Source organism: Streptomyces sp. NPDC054841 (assembly GCF_053611045.1).
Genome location: NZ_JBSGZO010000053.1, coordinates 1 through 15,496 on the forward strand (window position 1 = coordinate 1; position 15,496 = coordinate 15,496).

14 protein-coding genes and 2 pseudogenes are annotated in these 15,496 nt (G+C 67.4%); 10 read left to right on the plus strand and 6 right to left on the minus strand.

All coding sequences use genetic code 11. From position 1 onward, the window contains the following. Nucleotides 1–196 precede the first annotated feature (196 nt). The gene (locus ACWGI8_RS10685; RefSeq protein WP_453659775.1) at nt 197–730 is read left to right on the plus strand and encodes an NUDIX hydrolase; all 534 of its coding nucleotides are present in this window, start codon (nt 197–199) and stop codon (nt 728–730) included. Here ACWGI8_RS10685 and ACWGI8_RS10690 read toward each other — a convergent pair. Further along, on the minus strand, nt 708–2,054 hold the full coding sequence (locus tag ACWGI8_RS10690) for a hypothetical protein (RefSeq protein WP_453659776.1): 1,347 nt from the start codon (nt 2,052–2,054) through the stop codon (nt 708–710). The genes ACWGI8_RS10685 and ACWGI8_RS10690 overlap by 23 nt on opposite strands. 317 nt (nt 2,055–2,371) lie before the next feature. Here ACWGI8_RS10690 and ACWGI8_RS10695 point away from each other — a divergent pair, with 317 nt between their 5' ends. The 4 genes from ACWGI8_RS10695 (at nt 2,372) to ACWGI8_RS10710 (ending at nt 5,150) form a co-directional block, all read left to right on the plus strand. Next, nucleotides 2,372–2,695, plus strand: a complete 324-nt coding sequence (locus tag ACWGI8_RS10695) for a hypothetical protein (RefSeq protein WP_453659777.1) — start codon at nt 2,372–2,374, stop codon at nt 2,693–2,695. A 237-nt stretch (nt 2,696–2,932) separates the two neighbouring features. Continuing rightward, nucleotides 2,933–3,409 carry a hypothetical protein gene (locus tag ACWGI8_RS10700; protein WP_453659778.1) on the plus strand — a complete coding sequence of 159 codons (477 nt, stop codon included), beginning with the start codon at nt 2,933–2,935 and terminating at the stop codon, nt 3,407–3,409. 400 nt (nt 3,410–3,809) lie between these two features. Beyond that, nucleotides 3,810–4,589: a hypothetical protein gene (locus tag ACWGI8_RS10705; RefSeq protein ID WP_453659779.1), complete on the plus strand. Its 780-nt coding sequence runs from the start codon at nt 3,810–3,812 to the stop codon at nt 4,587–4,589. 159 nt (nt 4,590–4,748) lie between these two features. Further along, nucleotides 4,749–5,150, plus strand: a complete 402-nt coding sequence (locus tag ACWGI8_RS10710) for a hypothetical protein (RefSeq protein WP_453659780.1) — start codon at nt 4,749–4,751, stop codon at nt 5,148–5,150. A gap of 54 nt (nt 5,151–5,204) precedes the next feature. Here the strand turns inward: ACWGI8_RS10710 and ACWGI8_RS10715 are convergent. After that, nucleotides 5,205–5,357: pseudogene (locus ACWGI8_RS10715) on the minus strand (IS982 family transposase); the annotation flags it as partial. A gap of 68 nt (nt 5,358–5,425) precedes the next feature. Here ACWGI8_RS10715 and ACWGI8_RS10720 point away from each other — a divergent pair. Further along, nucleotides 5,426–5,815, plus strand: a complete 390-nt coding sequence (locus ACWGI8_RS10720) for a hypothetical protein (protein WP_453659781.1) — start codon at nt 5,426–5,428, stop codon at nt 5,813–5,815. A 42-nt stretch (nt 5,816–5,857) separates the two neighbouring features. Here ACWGI8_RS10720 and ACWGI8_RS10725 read toward each other — a convergent pair whose 3' ends face one another. From ACWGI8_RS10725 to ACWGI8_RS10740, 4 genes are read right to left on the minus strand one after another with little or no spacing between them, the layout of a single operon-like run. Next, nucleotides 5,858–6,319 carry a hypothetical protein gene (locus ACWGI8_RS10725; protein WP_266922945.1) on the minus strand — a complete coding sequence of 154 codons (462 nt, stop codon included), beginning with the start codon at nt 6,317–6,319 and terminating at the stop codon, nt 5,858–5,860. Between the two features lies 1 nt (nt 6,320). Then, nucleotides 6,321–8,495: a site-specific integrase gene (locus ACWGI8_RS10730; RefSeq protein WP_453659782.1), complete on the minus strand. Its 2,175-nt coding sequence runs from the start codon at nt 8,493–8,495 to the stop codon at nt 6,321–6,323. Continuing rightward, the gene (locus ACWGI8_RS10735) at nt 8,492–10,225 is read right to left on the minus strand and encodes a hypothetical protein (protein WP_453659783.1); all 1,734 of its coding nucleotides are present in this window, start codon (nt 10,223–10,225) and stop codon (nt 8,492–8,494) included. Before ACWGI8_RS10735 ends, ACWGI8_RS10730 begins: the two co-directional genes overlap by 4 nt. Next, nucleotides 10,225–11,625, minus strand: coding sequence for a tyrosine-type recombinase/integrase (locus ACWGI8_RS10740; protein WP_453659784.1), 1,401 nt, complete (start codon nt 11,623–11,625; stop codon nt 10,225–10,227). Before ACWGI8_RS10740 ends, ACWGI8_RS10735 begins: the two co-directional genes overlap by 1 nt. A gap of 175 nt (nt 11,626–11,800) precedes the next feature. Between ACWGI8_RS10740 and ACWGI8_RS10745 the strand changes: the two are divergent. The 4 genes and pseudogenes from ACWGI8_RS10745 to ACWGI8_RS10760 form a co-directional block, all read left to right on the plus strand. Beyond that, nucleotides 11,801–12,533 (plus strand): annotated as a pseudogene (locus ACWGI8_RS10745) (radical SAM protein); the annotation flags it as partial. Further along, the gene (locus ACWGI8_RS10750) at nt 12,530–12,694 is read left to right on the plus strand and encodes a hypothetical protein (RefSeq protein ID WP_214903619.1); all 165 of its coding nucleotides are present in this window, start codon (nt 12,530–12,532) and stop codon (nt 12,692–12,694) included. The pseudogene ACWGI8_RS10745 and the gene ACWGI8_RS10750, both read left to right, overlap by 4 nt. An 85-nt stretch (nt 12,695–12,779) precedes the next feature. Continuing rightward, nucleotides 12,780–13,646 (plus strand): GNAT family N-acetyltransferase, encoded by an 867-nt coding sequence (locus ACWGI8_RS10755; RefSeq protein ID WP_453659785.1) that lies wholly within the window; start codon nt 12,780–12,782, stop codon nt 13,644–13,646. A 759-nt stretch (nt 13,647–14,405) separates the two neighbouring features. Continuing rightward, the gene (locus tag ACWGI8_RS10760; protein WP_453659786.1) at nt 14,406–15,413 is read left to right on the plus strand and encodes a hypothetical protein; all 1,008 of its coding nucleotides are present in this window, start codon (nt 14,406–14,408) and stop codon (nt 15,411–15,413) included. Nucleotides 15,414–15,496 lie beyond the last annotated feature (83 nt).

The window sequence follows — 15,496 nt, forward strand, 5'->3', positions numbered from 1 at the left end:
CGAATACGCCCAGTATGAGGACGCCCCTCCGCCTTGCGATGCACCGCATCTGACGCCGCGCGCTGATCCACCGGGGATTACGGGACAGCCCTTAGTGAGATCCCCCATTTCGTCACCCTGACGCGATTTTGGCGAACCTGGGGCTGCGTCATGAGGCCTCTGCGATGCTGAAGGCCGATCGAGAGGGGCCGCAGCGATGCAGTGGAAGATCCACGGGGAACGTCCGATCTACGAGAACCCATGGGTGAACCTGTGGCTCACCGATGTCGAGACGCCGGACGGGCACCGTTGGGAACACCACGTCGTCAAGCTCCGCCACCTGGCCGTGGCCGCCGTGGTCAACGAGCGACGTGAGGTTCTGATGATGTGGCGGCACCGCTTCATCACGAATGCCTGGGCGTGGGAGTTGCCCATGGGCCTGGTCGAGGAGGGCGAGACGCCGGCCGACGCAGCGGCCCGTGAGGTTCTGGAGGAGACCGGCTGGCGCCCCGGCCCGATCAAGCCGCTGATCTACGCCGAGCCAGCCAACGGCATCACCGACTCTCAGCACCACGTCTTCCGGGCCGACGGGGCGACATACGACGGGCCGCCGACCGAGAAGAACGAGTCGGACCGGATCGAGTGGATCCCGCTGGCCGACGTAAGGGTCATGATCGACCGGCGCGAGATTGTCAGCAGCGGCTCCCTGGTCGGGCTGCTCTACGTGCTCATGGACGAGGCGATCCGCTGACTTGGCGGGGCAATACTTCCCGGAGACGGGCCTCGAACGCCACCGCGGCTGGCTCCCGGCGGAAGGGCTCCAGTTGCTCGTAGAACTCCTGGAGGTGGCCGGCGACTCGTTGCGAGCTGACGGCCGCCGCCGGGGCCAGCGCGTCGATGGCCGTGTGGCACGCCTCGTCGAGTTTGCTGCGCTGGAGCTGGGTGCGGGCGAGCCAGAAGGCGTGGAAGGCGCGGCCCCGGTGGTTCGATTCGTGTTCGCGGCGTAGCGCGTCCGCGATCAGGGGTTCGGCGAGGGCAGCTTCGCCCAGTCGGCCGTGTGCGATGCCGGTGTCCACGATCAGCTTCGGCTCGTCGAAGTACGCCACCCACGCCGGGTCCGGATCGCCGGAACTGATCCGGCCGAAGTAGGTGTGGGCTTCCGAGATCGCGCCGTGGGTGGCGCTGTGGTTCCCGAGGGTGGCGTGGGCGAAGGCTTCTCGCATGGCGAGCATGGCCAGCACGCGAGGCGTTGTCCCCACCGCGCCCCAGGCTTGGTCCTGGGCCGCCGTGACGAGTGCGAGAGCATCCCCGGGCCTGTCCTGGTAGGTGGCCTGGAGGCTCATGCAGGCGAGGACGTTGGCCATGAACTGGCGGTCGTCCACGGCCTTGGCGAGACCGAGCGCCTCGGTGAAGTAGGCGCGTGCCTGGTTGTACTGGCGGGCGTCGAAGTAGGTCCATCCGGTGAGCCGGGCCAGCTCGGCCGCGATGCTGTGCAGGCCGTCCCGCATAGACGCGGGGCGCTGTTCCTTGAGGAGATCGACGACGTAGCGGAGCTGGCCGACGACCGCCGGCCGTAAGGTCTCCCCGCCGTGCTCGTCGTCGCGGCGCCAGTAGTCCGCGATCGACGAATGCAGCGCGTCCAGCGTCGACGGGCTGAGATCCCGCTCGGCCGCCAGGGCGAGGATGCTGTCCACGTCGGCCCCCGGCAGCCCCGCAGCCAACTGCGCCTCGACAGGCGCCGACTCCTCCTGGGGTTCTCGTGGTGTGACGGTCAGGTTCTGCGGGGTCTCCCACGAGCGCCGGGCCAGGCCGAGCATGTGGCCGGGGATGCGCAGTCCGTCAGAGATCCGCTCGATCACGTCCATATGCACCAGCTGCCGCCGCCCGGCGATCACCTCGCCGACGCGGCTGGGGGTGAGGTCGCAGCGTCGCGCGATCATGGACGGGTAGATGCCTGCTCGCGCTTTGACCAGCTGAAAGATGCGGCCGAAGTCTCTGATCTGGCATGCCTCGATCATCACCGGGTCCGTGAGCAGGCTGACCGGGAGTTCCTTCGAGCGGGGTGGCTCGGGCATCGGGCACGCTCCGGCGTGAGGACTACGGATCGCTGCTCTAGGTCAACCGAGGGTGATGTTACCCAAGTTGGGTAATCCGCTTGGCCTTTCTGACCGAGCGCGCGGATCGCGATGCTCCCGACCATGGCGAACGGACAGGACGAGGTACGGATGACGCTGCGGGTCTCGCACGACTCCGGCCGGACGTGGGGGCCTCTCACGGAGGTCCGCGTGGGCGAGGATCCGGTGGTCCCGGACAACCCCGGCGGCTTCCCGGCGTGTGCGTGCCGTCGGTGCAGGGAGCGGAATTCCGCGGGCTTGCTCCGGATGGTGTCGTGATGAGGTGCGCGCAATGGCGGCGGCTGCCGCTGGACCTGCTACGGGAAGCCCGCGAGAGGTCGACCTCGGGATGCGTCGACAGTGCCGTGCAGTGCCAGCTGTCCGCACACGAGGACGGTGAGCACTACGGCCTCCTCGACGACCTGGATTACGGCACCGCGCTCTGGCTCCGCTGGCATGAGGCCGAGTTGGGCCTGGTCGTGCTGCCGGACTGCCCGGCGGTCGCCCCGGGGCCCGACGGTGAGGGCTGCTGTCTGTTCGCCGGCCACACCGAGCAGCACACCTGGGAAGACGCCCTGGAGGAGGCCTCGTGCACCAGCTGATCATGAGCCCACGCAACCGCACGTTCCTCGTCGCCCGCCCTGACTCTTACGGCGGAATGCAGACCCGGCGCCTTCGCCCTCCTCGCAACGAGAGCTGCGGGGACTGTGGCGGCAGCGGCGCCGACTCGTCCGGCAAGAGCTGCGGCACCTGCAACGGGCTCGGCGAGATCTACTGCCGCGTCGGCCGTCGGGCTGACGCGTGCCGTCGCATTCCATGATCCGGAAGGAGGGCCACTGATGGCCCACGCTCTGATCGCATCCCCGTTCCTCGACGGGCACCTGCTCCTCAAGCCCGGAGCGAGGGCCGGGGCCCGCATCCCCGCCGACCACTACGAGGGCATCCGGCAGGCCGCCGCCGACGGTGAGGCTCTGCCTGCCTGGGCGGTACAGACCGCCGTCGACGTCTGGGGCGTCGACCTGAGCGGCCGACCCGCGCAGGGCACTGTGCTGGTGCGCGAGCCGTCCCCGTACGGCTACTGCCGCGCCTCCTGGGAGATCAACCTCGGCTGCAACTTCGGCTGCAAGCACTGCTACCTCGGCGAGCGGCCCTTCTCCGGGCTCGGCTGGGAGGACAAGGTGCGGCTGCTGGACATCATGCGCGACGCCGGTGTCCTCTGGCTCCAGGTCACCGGCGGTTGTTCGCGCGGTCGTGGTGTCCCTCGCAGGTCGTGTCGCTTCAGTTGCGGGCGGAGAGGCCCGGCCGTGTTGCCATGACGACTCGCATCGTGTCCCTTTCGAAGACGGCAACGACCGTAACACGTGAGGAAGATCACCTCGAATGCCCGCTGCCCGCCGACCGCACGCGGATTCCCTGGGACGTCAGATGCAGGAGCCGATTGCCTGCTCTTTGTCTTGAGGCGGCGGGTGGTGTAGCGGGCTGCGGCGGCGCGATCGCCGTGGCGGTCACGCGTCGCCCCCGAGAGAGTCGCCGATCCGGTTGAGGAGGACGGCGGCGTCGGCGAACCATTCGGCGCCGTGGACAACGTGGTCAAGGACGACGAGACCCGTGAACGGGCGAGGGCGGTGGGGTGGGTGGCTCGGTGTTCGGCGACGCTGAGGAGCAGCAGTTCCGGCAGAGGGAGCAGGCGGTGCTCTTCTGCAGGAAGATCTGTGCGTGACTGACTTCCTTGAGGAGCACCAGGCGCTCATAGTCTGGCTCTTTCCCATCGTGCTCGCCTTCGCCGGAGTCTGGCTCGGAGCCTGGATCCAGGCCCGTGGGGGCCACGCGCAGGCCAAGGCTGCGGAGAAGGCAGCAACAACGGCTGCGGCAGCAACCCTCCAAGCGGTCCGCGAACAGGCCGACCACGCCGCGGCCGCCGCCCACGCTGCGGCTCTGCGCGAGCAGCGGATCAGCGCAGCGACGAACCTGATCCACGCTGACAGGGCCTTCGGCCGAGTGCTGCACACGCTGTTCCGGCAGCCCGACGGGGGAGCTTCCACGCCCGCATACGACGAACTTCTCCACGCCTGGGGGGTGGTCCAGCTTGTCGCACCCGCCTCCCTCACCGCAGTGTCCTCCCGCGTTCTGCATGCGTCGCAGGACCTTCAGCGTCTTGCGCGCGAACGAGGTGAGGCGTACCGGTTCCACATGCAGTTGACGGGCGTACGTGTCTGGATGCCCGAGTACGAGGATGCTCGTCGGGCCGTGGAGGCCCTGAATGCTTGGCGTGCCGCGTATGAGGCCGAGGACTCGAACATGATGGATGCACACGATGCGGCGTCGGCGGCTCTCGACCGGATCCCTAATCTGAGCTCAGAGGGAAAGTCGGCTCTGCTCAACGACGGCTTGGAGCCTGAGATCGGCCCCTTGCTTGAGCAGTCCTGGCGGGAGCACAACGAGGCCATGGACGAATTCGTCCGCTGTGCGCGCGCTGCGCTGGGTGTCACCGACTAGGAAGCCGCCCCTCGCACTGCTCGGCAACCGAGGGTTGGCGGCCAGGCACTCGCGGATCACCTCTTGGACGATGGGGGGCTCCATGGGCCCAATGTTCCCCCGATCCGAAATCGGGGGAACACCTGACAGATCGGGGACAAGTCCGATAGATCTGTGCCCGTGAGCGACTCCATGCCCGAGGACGGGAAGCCCGAGAACAGCAAGCCCAGGTCCGTGACCGAGAAGGCGAAGGCCCTGGCCGAGAGGCACAAGGGCAAGCTCATCGCCGCCGGGAGCATCCTCCTAGCCGTCGGCGCCGTGGTCACCAAGACGGCCCTGGAGCAGCTCGCTCAGCGCGACGAGGACACCGAGGACGCCCCCGTCGCAGACGCCGAGGACTTCACCGAGGTCAAGGAGAGCGAGTCGGACTCCGCCTCCGGCAAGCCGCGAAACTCCCCAGTCGAGCACGGCGTGAAGAAGCACACGAGGACTCTCCGCGACGGGCGTGTCATCGAGATCCCGCCTTACAGGCGGGGCGGCGCCCGGAACGACGACGAGGACTCCGGCGAAGCCGCAGCCTGAACGGCCGCGCCGGAGCTGCCCGCGGCGGCCGGCTAGATCATCTATTCCAAGGGGTCAGTGATCGTAAGCGATCAGTGAGCGCAGGAAGGTTTGTCCGGTGGCGTCGTTGTGCCAGATCTTGGCGGTCAGCGCGAGGATGCTTTGCATGACGCGGGCTATGCCCCCTCCGGGTGTGCGCCCTCGGTACCGTTCGAGGTCGAGCTGTCCAACGATCTTGGACACCCTCGTTCTCGTCTCCGCCGGCACCCCTTGGACCACACCACCAGGAGGAACCAGTGTCATACCTGCAACCGCTCACCCCCGAGGAGAAACTCGCCGACGCGAAGAAGCAGTTGAGCCTCCCGCGTATCGTCGTGATCTGCGGCTCCACCCGCTTCATGACCGAGATGACCGAGGCCGATCTGCGCGAGACCAAAGCCGGAAAGATCGTCGTCAAACCGGGTTGCGACATGAAGTCGCCGCACGAACTTTGGTCCGATCCTGTCGAGGCCGAGGCGCTGAAGGTTCGACTCGACGATCTGCACCGGGCGAAGATCCGGCTCGCTGATGAGGCACTCGTAGTCGGCGACTACATCGGAGACAGCACCCGAGCCGAAATCACCTACGCCCGGTCGCTGGGCAAGCCCGTGCGGTTCACGCACCCCGAAGTCGACCCCGACGCTTGACCGCCCACCCCCACACCCTCCGCAGGCATCCCTTGGAGTTGATCACCTAGGTAGCGGAGTGACCTTGCTTCCTGCTCCGATCTGAGCACGTAGGCGCTCGATCTCCTGGTGTTGTGCGGCGATGCGAGAGAGTGCTTGCTGCTTGAACTCGGTCAACTCGGAGATCTGCATGTTGCGTTCGGCGACCCGTTCCTTGAGCTCACCCACGTGAGCTTTGAGTCGATCGATCTGCGCGGCTCGTGGGTCGACGATCTGGCCGGCCGCTTCGAGGGCCAGCAGGCGGCGGCTGAATTCCTCGGCGAGATGCTGGTAGGGGCCGGGGCGGGAGGAGCCGTCACGGTTCTTCTTCGGGTAGAAGCCGGTGCGGGTGACCCCGGCCATTGCGGCAAGGGTCTTGATGTCGCGTCGGCTGTCCTCGGGGAGGTCCCCGGCGAGTAGGCGGTCCATCGCGGCGCGGATCGCCGTCTCGTTGTGCTGGCGGTCCTGATCGGTGATGCGTCCCATGTCAGGCTCCGTTTCCGACGGTGCTGTCGATTTCGGCGAGGACGTGCTCGCAGCGGGCAAGATCGACTTCCAGGCGTTCGCGTTCGGCTCTGTGTCCGCGGCCGAGGTTGCCAAGGAAGACCTTGGTGGTTGTCTGGTGCTCGGCCCAGACGGGTCGATGGCAGGCGTGGTGGGTGGCCTGCGGGCAACGCGTGGAGTCGCACATCCCGATCAGCGGCTTCTTGGCGTTCGGAGTCTGGGCGAGCCTCAGGCAGAGTGCCCGTGACGGGTCCGTGAACCAGCAGTAGTTGGCGACGCCGAGGTGGAGGGACGAGGCCCGCTTGGAGAGCATGGTGCGGATCTGCTGATCGTTGAGCACGACGTGTGGCGCCTTCGTCGTCTGTTCGTGCAGAGACCTGTCCACCGAGTCGAAGAACTTCACGAGGTCCCTCGCGCCCGGCCCGGAGGGCTGGATCCCCTGTTGGTGCTTGCGGTATTCGGCAAGCACCAGGTCAAGGTTGCGTTGCTGTTCCTCCGCGGTGACCTCGGCCAGGAGCCGGGACTGAGCGCCGCCGGGCCGATTCGCGTACCCCTCCGTCGTCGCCACGGACACATGCTTCAAAGCGATCTTGGTGGCGAGCACTCCGCCGGGCCGGTAGGCCAGGGCCACGGCCAACGTCCTGCGGAACATACGTATGCTGACCTGGTGCTCAGGGATCGGAGACAGGCCGAGCCTTTGCCCGCTGGGGCCGTTGACCCAGCGACAGAAGCGTCGGTAGAGCAGGTTGAAGGCGAAGTTCCCGAACAACAGGGTTCCTGGTTCCTCGGAGCCCATGAGATCCTCGGCGACCTTGACGGCTTGGTGGACCTCTTCCGTGACGATCCACTCGTCATCCGTGCCGCCGAGCGGCTGTCCCTTGATGACCTTGCTCGCCAGGCGATAGCGGACCATGCCCGGAATCGACTCCTCGGTCAGGCGGCAGCCCACGGCAAGCTCGGCGATCTCGCTGATCCTCATCCCGGAGACCGCCGCGGTGACGATGATGCATGCCGTCCGCAGCTGACGTTCCAGAGTCCGGACCTGATCTTCGGGAATCGGGACCGTCCACGGGATCTCGCCCTGTTCGTCCGCCCGGATGACCTCAGCGGCGTCCCGGCCCCATGGCTGCTCGACTCCCACCGCGTCCAGGGCCCGCAGGAGCACGGGACGCAGCGCCGGTAGGTGGCGGTAGTCGAAGCCGGAGCGTCCCGCTTCGCGGGCGAGCGAGTCGAGTGACACATGCAGGAGTGGATCGTCCGGCGCGAACGTGCCCTTGGACAGACGCAGGGTGATACGTCCCTGCGGAAGTCGGTCGAGGGGCCGGGCCTCGGCGATCCGGCGGCGTACGACTTCCTCCAGCACGGCCACGCCTCGGACGCGTGATTCTGGACTCGGTACCAGCTGCTGAAGGTCACGGACCTGGTCACGCAGCGCGAGGATGTGCGGGGCGAGGACCTGCACCATGTAGAGCGCGGCACCGAGCAACGGCTGCAGGACCTCGTCGGGGACGACGGGGGTGGAGTTCTCCCCGTTCCTGGTCCTGCGGAGGCCCGCGACCGTCGACGCGGCTCGCCCGCCGAAGGGCTGCAGGTCAACTGGGTAGCGGTCAGTACTGAACAGCGCCTGGTAGTGAGCCAGTTCGATGACGACGTTCGCGGCCCTGGCCATGGTCGGGCTCTGCTGCCCGATCACCTCGCCCTTCTTGTCGCGACGTCGCGCACGTTCCGCCACGTAGGCGGCGCAGTGGTACTCCGTTACGTCTCCGAGTCGGGAGATGCCGTGGCTGGTGAGCCAGTTCAGCCACCGAGCGGTCTCCTTCAGCTTCTGGTTGCACGTCTGCACGGTATGGCGTGTGCGTACGGCTTTCGGGAGTTCCCGGACCCGCTCATGGCCCGGGAGCATCAGGGCCGCGACGTACTCCTTGGCGACCACCCGCCAGAGCGGGTTGCGGATCGGGGTGAAGTCCAGGATTCGGTCGGCCGTCTTCATGTAGGCGGGGAGCCCGGTGACCTGGCTGAAGTCCCAGACGTCCTGTCCGAAGGCCGGCCCGGCCTGCCCGGGAGGAAGCGCGAATCCGGCCGCCGGGCAGAGAGCGAGCCCGGCGAATGCGGAACCCAGGGGCTCCGCGGTGCTCACGGCGGTGTGGCGTCTGATCACTGTGTGCGCTCCTCGGGAAGCAGCGGCAGTTCGTCGTCGGTATCGGCCACCGTGGCGGCCGCGCGGAGGACCAGTTGTGCGTCACGCGCGCGGAAGACATCGAGGACTTCATCGACGCGTTGCGCGTAGGGGCCGAAGACGGCCATGAACTGGGCGGCAGGCGTCTGCTTCCACTGGCGGGAGAAGAACGCCTTCATCCGTAGCAGATTCGGGACGTGCCGTGGCGCGAAGATCGCCAGTGGGCAGAGTAGGCAGATCCACGGTCGTGCCGGGCAGGGCTTGCCCGCCGGACCGTGCAGGCCGCTGAGTGGATCGGCGCAGGCTGCCACGAACACGTCGCGCTCGCCGCCGAGCAGCTCGGCAAGCGCCGAGTCGTCCAAGTCCATCCCGGCGACCAGCCGGGGAAGTTCCCCAGCAAGGTCCGCTGCCTGCTCATCCGTCAGGATCAGCGGGGGACGGGATTTGCGGAGCAGGTCGGCCTGAGCTTCTTCGATGATGGTCTCGACGGCGTCCTTCTGTGCCGGTGTGGTCACGGTCAGGTAGTGATCGCCTTCCACCCGGGGAGTGTGGTTCGGGTCCACGGTGGCTCGGGTGCTGCCGAACCAGCTTCGCCGTTCACGCAGAGACTGGTAGGTGGTCCGGATGCGGGATTCGTGGATCTTGAGCGGCTTTCCGTCGTCGCCGAAGACTCGGTGCTTGGTCATCCAGGCCCGCACCGGATACGTCGAAATGGGGGTCGTGTGCCACGGCCCCCCGACGCTGCCAGGCACGTGCCGCAGCCACAAGGCATCACGGAACTCGCGAGGAGCGTGGCGTCGGGACAGTTCGGAGTGCCGCAGCCACTGTTCCAGCAGGCGCACGCCGCGCCGGTTCAACGTCGTACTTTCCTTGGCCGTGCGGCCCTTGAGGTAGTCGAGCAGGACCACCCCGTCGCCGGCCCAGTCCAGGCCCTCGACGCTGAGATCGTCGACACCGTCGGGAACGACCCCGGTGTAGGTGGCGAAGAGGAGCCGGTAGGCCAGCGTCGCAGAAACGTCGGGGAACAGAGCGGTGGTCGCCCGCCTGAGCTCGGGGATCTGCCGGTTTACCCATGGCGTGCTCCAGCCGAGCTCCGCGCTGATCTCGGCAGCGGTGGTCGGGCCGCGATGAACAAGCTGCCAGTGCACGTTCGGTTCGCTCCACCCACCCTCGCGGGGATCCTGGCCTTCCTCGGCGGCGGCGAGCGCCCGCTGGTGAGCGGCGTAGGACTCTCGAACCACAGCACGGCATGCTTCCTGCAGTCGCTCCCACTCCCGCTCTCCGTAGGGAGCCAGCGGTGGCCTGGGTACGGTCCGGTTGAACGCCCGGCCGCGGACGAGTTCACGCACCTCGGGCCGCAGTACCCGTACGTCCTCATCGAAGACGGTCAGCATGCGACGGCAGGCCGCTTCAGCCTGATGAGACAGGCCCCACAAGTACTCTGCGAGACGTGCCCGGGAAAGCCCCGCAGCCGACCCCGTGAAACCGCCGGCGTCCAGGGTCTTGACCATCGCGCGGGCGGCGTTGACGTACATCTCCACGGTGGAGGGCGCATCGACCCGCCCGTGCGGGTGGACCAGTCCAACCAGGCCGCTGAGCAGCTCGCGGGCCAGGACCGAATTGGGGCACGTGCCGAAGGTCAAGGTGACCGTGGTGGCGTTGCTCAGGACGCATTCGATGCCCAGCGGCTCGTCGACGATACGCGCGGGCATCAACTCTCCTCGTCTTCGTCGAACTCGTCGTCGACCTCGTGGGCGACTGCCTCGCGGCCGACGGGATCGTAGAGGCGTTCCGCCCGGTCGTAGGCGTCCTTGTAGATGCGGGTCATGTCCAGGCGCCGAAGGTAGGTTTCCGTGACGAGCACACTGGAGTGCCCCAGCAGGTCGCGCAGCACCATCAGCGGATCGGCCTTGCTCAGGTAGAGCGCCAGCGCGGCATCGGCATCCGTGTCGCGAACGAGCTTCGCTGCCTGCGTGTAATAGCCGCCGACCAGCAGTTCCAACGCGCGCATCGCGAAGCTGTGACGCAGCCGGTGGGCGAAGACGTGAGGGAACCGGGGTTCGTGCCGATCACGGATCCGCGTCGAAGTGCGGGCGAAGACGGTGGGCCAGGCCGTGAACGGGCCGCCGTCGTGCCGGACCGCCAGCAACATGCTGCCTCCGTCCGGGGCGACCAGGCGCCGTCGCTCGACCGGCCGCAACGAAGCCCACTGCGTGCGCTTGCCGTTGACCCTCCCGCCTCGCGCATCCGCTTCGGTCACCACCAGCGGCTCCCCCCATCGCGCAGGCGGACGCCACGGCGAAGCCTCGACGGAGAGGGGCCGGAACAGGTCCATGTAGCCGTGTACTTCGGCCAGCGCCGCATAGTCGATCCAGGTCGTGCGGTACTTGCGTCCCTTCGTGATGCCGGCCGCCACCGGGAAGGGGATCGGCAATGCCGTCGGCGCGGGAGGAAGCGGCGGAACCTCGGTCGTGAGCAAGTAGGTGAACTCCTGTCGGCGCAGGCCAGTCGACAACGCCAGCCGGCCGATCGCCGCGTTGCGGGCAGTCTCCCTCCCGCGGAAGCCCTCGTCCTCGCCTCCGTCGGGCCGCAGCCCCGCCAGAGCACGCAGGAACAACTCGGCGAAGTCGTTCTCCAGGTACTTGATCGTCACGTGGGCCTTCGGGGTACGACGGTTCGCCAGGTTCACCGACCGCTCGCGTACCTGATCGCCGTAGAACGTCTGAGCCTGCTTGTAAGTGAACGGCTCGGCCGAAGCGACGCCTACAGCCACCGCCCACCGGTAGAAGCCGGACAGGATGCTCATGTGCTGGTTCCACGTCGTGGCCTCGATCCGCTGCTCCAGCGGACCGCTCGCCCGGAACACCGCGTACGAACTCAACGCCGCCTTCAGACGGGTCCGCTCCTCAAACGGGCCGAACCCGTGCGCGGCAAGATGCTCCAACCATCCACGCAACACCTGCGCGTAGTACCGCCACGACCGCGGTGACGGGCAGCCACTCGACGGCAGCTCACTCAGCCACCGATTCACGGCGACGGTCGGCCGCGGTACCCCACCATCCTCAAACAGCAGGTCGTCATCGACGAGCACCGGCATGCCCTCGGGGATCACCGGCCTGTCATCGAGACCCCAGGACTCCCAGCCATCAGCCGAGAAGAATGTCTGTTGCATGACGGGTGACTCTAGGTATGAGACACAGTCGACTGCAAACGACAGAACACTAGTTGGACGGATCTCAATGCTCGCGCAGGGCTTGAAAGAGACACCGCAACTAAGCGGCGACAACGGTGGCGAGCCCACCATGGACCGGGACTTCCAGGGCGCCTACCGGTACGCCTGGCAGGCCGGGATGATGCTCACCATCTCCACCAACGGTTTCGCTGCTCTGGCGGCCGGACCTGCTCAGGCTCTTCCGCGACTGCCCGCCCTACCGGCTGGTCGTCAGCATGTACGGGTCGAGCGAGGAGTCCTTCGACACGCTCACCCAGCGCCGTGGAGCGTGGAAGGCGTTCCGGCGCGGCATGGACGCCGCACGCGCGGCGGGCCTGCCTCTGCGTATCAACGTCGTGGTGACCGAGGACAACGCCTCTGAGGCCGACGAGATGGCCGCTCTCGCCGAGGAGTGGAACGTCGAGAACCACGCGTACACGAACATGACGCCCACGATCTACGGCGGCGGTGAGCCGCTGCTCGCCCAGTCCGCTGCCCACCTGCGGCAGCGCAAGCCGTTCGCCGGCTGCAACGCGGGACACACCTTCTTCCACGCCGACCCGCACGCCAAGGTGTCGATCTGCAAGGTCGGCCGGGACGGCCAGATCGACCTCATGGCCGAAGGCATCGATGGCCTCACCCGGCTCGGCGCCATCGCCGACCGCCTCATGCTTCGCACCGGTGGGTGCGAGGGCTGCGCCCTGTCCCGCACCTGCCGGGTCTGCCGCCCCCTGGCCAAGCACTACCAGGAAGCGAAGGCGCCGCTGCACAGCTACTGCCAACACGGAGACAAGGAGAACGCATCATGACCCCGCCCGTACTGGTGACCCTTCTGCCCGGCCCGCCGACCTCGGCGCGCCGCGCGGCACCGCCCGTTGCCGCCCTCTCGGTGACCGCCGTCCTGGACCTGGACGACGTCGTGGAGAGCGCGGAGTGCTCCTGCGACGCCGGTGACGACAACCCCCACTGACCGAGATCCGGTCGGTTCCGTTCAGGCCCTGGCGCGTTCGCGTCGGGGCCTGAGCCCTGACCGGCCGACGGTTAGGGTGCCGTTCATGTTCTTCCGCTGGGACTGGCTCCGGCCCGTACTGACCGCGCCGATCGTGCCGACTCTCGGCCCCGTCCATCCCGATGCCCTGACCGTCGACATCTTCGAGGACACCCTGCGAGCAGCCGCCACCGGGGACTTCCTGCCGTACGACAAGGACCGGCGCTGGAGCAGTGAGAAAGACGAGAGGGTCCTCCACAGCGACGTGGTGCACCAACCCGACCACACCCTCATCCCAGGCCTGACCCGGCGCGGACGTGGCACCGTCAAGGTCTTCGCCTACGGGCACCGTGACAGCGTCGTCCACGAAGCAGTCGAACTGGCCGCGAAGCTCGCCGCCGTGCACGACGCGGTCAACGCGAGGGTCGTGCGCCCGCTCGGCCCCGAGACCGGCTTCCCGCGCGGCACGCGCATCCAACTGCAGGACTTCACCGCCCGCCCCTGCCCCGACCCCGGCGGCCCGGTCCGCTCCGTCACCGACTGGCCAACCGCCGTGCAGGAGACCTTCGCCCCGTTCGCCACGGCCATGGCTGCCGATGGCCTGGCCTTCCTCCACACCCAGATGCAGGCCGGCCGGTGCGGCCCCGTCCTCGCCGCCGCCCCAGAGAACCGCATCGTGGGCGCGATCGGCCCCATGGAAGTGCGCCCCGACGCGATCGGATGCCCCCAGCTCCTGCCCCAGTACTTCGCCGTCCTGCCCGAGGCCCGAGGACGGGGTTTGGGCCGCGTCCTGTGGCGAGCCGCGATGCACTGGGGCCAGTCCCACGGCGCCGCCTACCAGCTCCTCCAGACCGAAGTCGGCGGCCCCTCCGACAGGCTGTGCCAGTCCGAAGGACTGACCTCCCTCGGCTTCAGCCACACCACACGGGCGTAGCCGACGGGTCTGGGCCCGCGCCCCGACCAGACTGGGGTCCCGGCCGGACCTCCCTTCCCCCTGATCCCGGCACCCGCCCTGAGTGCCGGGGTCTTCGTAAGCGAAGTACCGCCCACCCTCTGGCCGTTCGCTCATGCGGAGCGCGCGTTACCACGCGGCCGACCGGAGCGGCTTTGGCCGGTGTCCTGTTCGGGTTGGGGTCGGGCATGTTCAGGGGGCCGCACGCTGGCCCGGCAACTCGGGCCACACTGGCAACAGCCTCGCGGATAGCTGGGCATGTGCTCCGGCCATCCGCGCGGCCGCGGCGCTACGCGATCATCACGTGAAGGGCTCCGGCAACCATGATGAAGGTCCCGATGGCTGCAGGCAGTCCGCCTACTGCCGCTGCGGGAATCGACGCCGCACCTGCAACTGCAATGATCACCGCCCACCGCAGGGGGAGACGCTCTGGCTGACGCTCCACTTCATTCGACCTGCTACGACTGCGTACGCTCGACAAAGGCGTATCTCCCACTCTGCTGTCCGGCTGAGGATCAGAGCGCCGCTTTCGGTGGCTCCCGGCTGGTACCCGGGGGCCACCTCACTCATCAACACCGCTGATCCGGCTGCCCTCTTGGGCTGCCACTCCCACAATGCCTGCGCCGTCCTGGCGGAAGCGAGTAGAGTACGAGCACGGCTTGATCCGCCTGTGATGGGTACCAGTTGTTCGCGATATTTCACGGGCGGATCAAGGGGTTCAGAACAAAGGGTTCAAACTCGATGGTCAACTTCTTCGACCTGTTTCCCTTGTCCGCAAGCGAGCTCAAGCGGTTCCACGCTCGCCACGCCAAGCTGGAAAAGATCACCGCCGAAGCGAACCGCGCGTCCACACAGTTCGTGGAGATCAGGACAGGCAAGCAGTTGGTGCTTCGCAGCGGCTTCGTCTTCCGCCAAGATCCAGCTGAGGTCTCAGGAGATGCCTCCGACCGCCTACTGCCCCCGCCGGAGGAACGACCGCCGGCCACTCGGCTGGCGTCGCCGCGCGGCATCGCCTTGAAGGTCTTCCTCACCGCAGCGTTCGTCGCACAGTCACGCAGCCCTGGCGAGCGCCCCACAAACACGCTGCCTCTCAATGATCTCGACGCTGTCAGCTGGGTTGACCTCTTCGCAACGCCAGCAGTTCGAGGGGGCGGCCTGAAGACTTACGCAAGCATTCGGGACAAGAAGGCGCGCCAGCTACAGCACGCCTTGGGACGCCTCTCCAGCCCCGAGGTACAACTCGTTCATCTGCCGAACGCTTCGAAGGCCGTGGGCAAGTACGAGGGGTTCTTGCTACTGCATGAGCAGGGCGCCCCATACGGCGGCGGGGAGAACTCGGATCGCTACACAGTGCCCGGTCAGGACGGGCGAGAGCTGCTACTCAGCCTGCCGGCAGGACTGTTCACCAACGGATGGATCCATCTCCTGGAGGACAGTGAACTCGCGTTCCTGCTGATGATCGCGCGGCTGCATGCGCGGTTCGGCCATCAGCCGGTTTTTGCTGCAAGCGACATCCGCCTGCTCCAGTTCGGGCTAGGCAAGGATGCCTACGAAGCTCACCGCATGCTCAATCGCTTCGGCCTCGTGGAGGTCCAGGAGGACGCGGACCGATACTTCGAGGGTGGCAAGATCGCTGGCTTTCAGGAAGGTCGGCGGCCCAAGCTCCATCGGTTTCAACTGGCGCCCGCTGGCTTCGACCAGCAGGCGACGGCCAAGGTGCGCGAAGTGATTGAGCGCAAGATGACCTAGGGTCAGCCATCGCTCTGCCGAGTGGTCCACGCCTGGTCCACATGCCATGATCCAAAGCAGTACGCGGGCGAGTCAGGGTGAGA

What these genes read in the sequence shown, in the direction of transcription:
- ACWGI8_RS10685 (WP_453659775.1), top strand. Translation starts at nt 197, where the DNA reads ATGCAGTGGAAGATCCACGGGGAACGTCCGATCTACGAGAACCCATGG.
- ACWGI8_RS10700 (WP_453659778.1), top strand. Translation starts at nt 2,933, where the DNA reads ATGGCCCACGCTCTGATCGCATCCCCGTTCCTCGACGGGCACCTGCTC.
- ACWGI8_RS10725 (WP_266922945.1), bottom strand. Translation starts at nt 6,319, where the DNA reads ATGGGACGCATCACCGATCAGGACCGCCAGCACAACGAGACGGCGATC.
- ACWGI8_RS10750 (WP_214903619.1), top strand. Translation starts at nt 12,530, where the DNA reads ATGACCCCGCCCGTACTGGTGACCCTTCTGCCCGGCCCGCCGACCTCG.
- ACWGI8_RS10690 (WP_453659776.1), bottom strand. Translation starts at nt 2,054, where the DNA reads ATGCCCGAGCCACCCCGCTCGAAGGAACTCCCGGTCAGCCTGCTCACG.
- ACWGI8_RS10695 (WP_453659777.1), top strand. Translation starts at nt 2,372, where the DNA reads ATGAGGTGCGCGCAATGGCGGCGGCTGCCGCTGGACCTGCTACGGGAA.
- ACWGI8_RS10755 (WP_453659785.1), top strand. Translation starts at nt 12,780, where the DNA reads ATGTTCTTCCGCTGGGACTGGCTCCGGCCCGTACTGACCGCGCCGATC.
- ACWGI8_RS10735 (WP_453659783.1), bottom strand. Translation starts at nt 10,225, where the DNA reads ATGCCCGCGCGTATCGTCGACGAGCCGCTGGGCATCGAATGCGTCCTG.
- ACWGI8_RS10760 (WP_453659786.1), top strand. Translation starts at nt 14,406, where the DNA reads ATGGTCAACTTCTTCGACCTGTTTCCCTTGTCCGCAAGCGAGCTCAAG.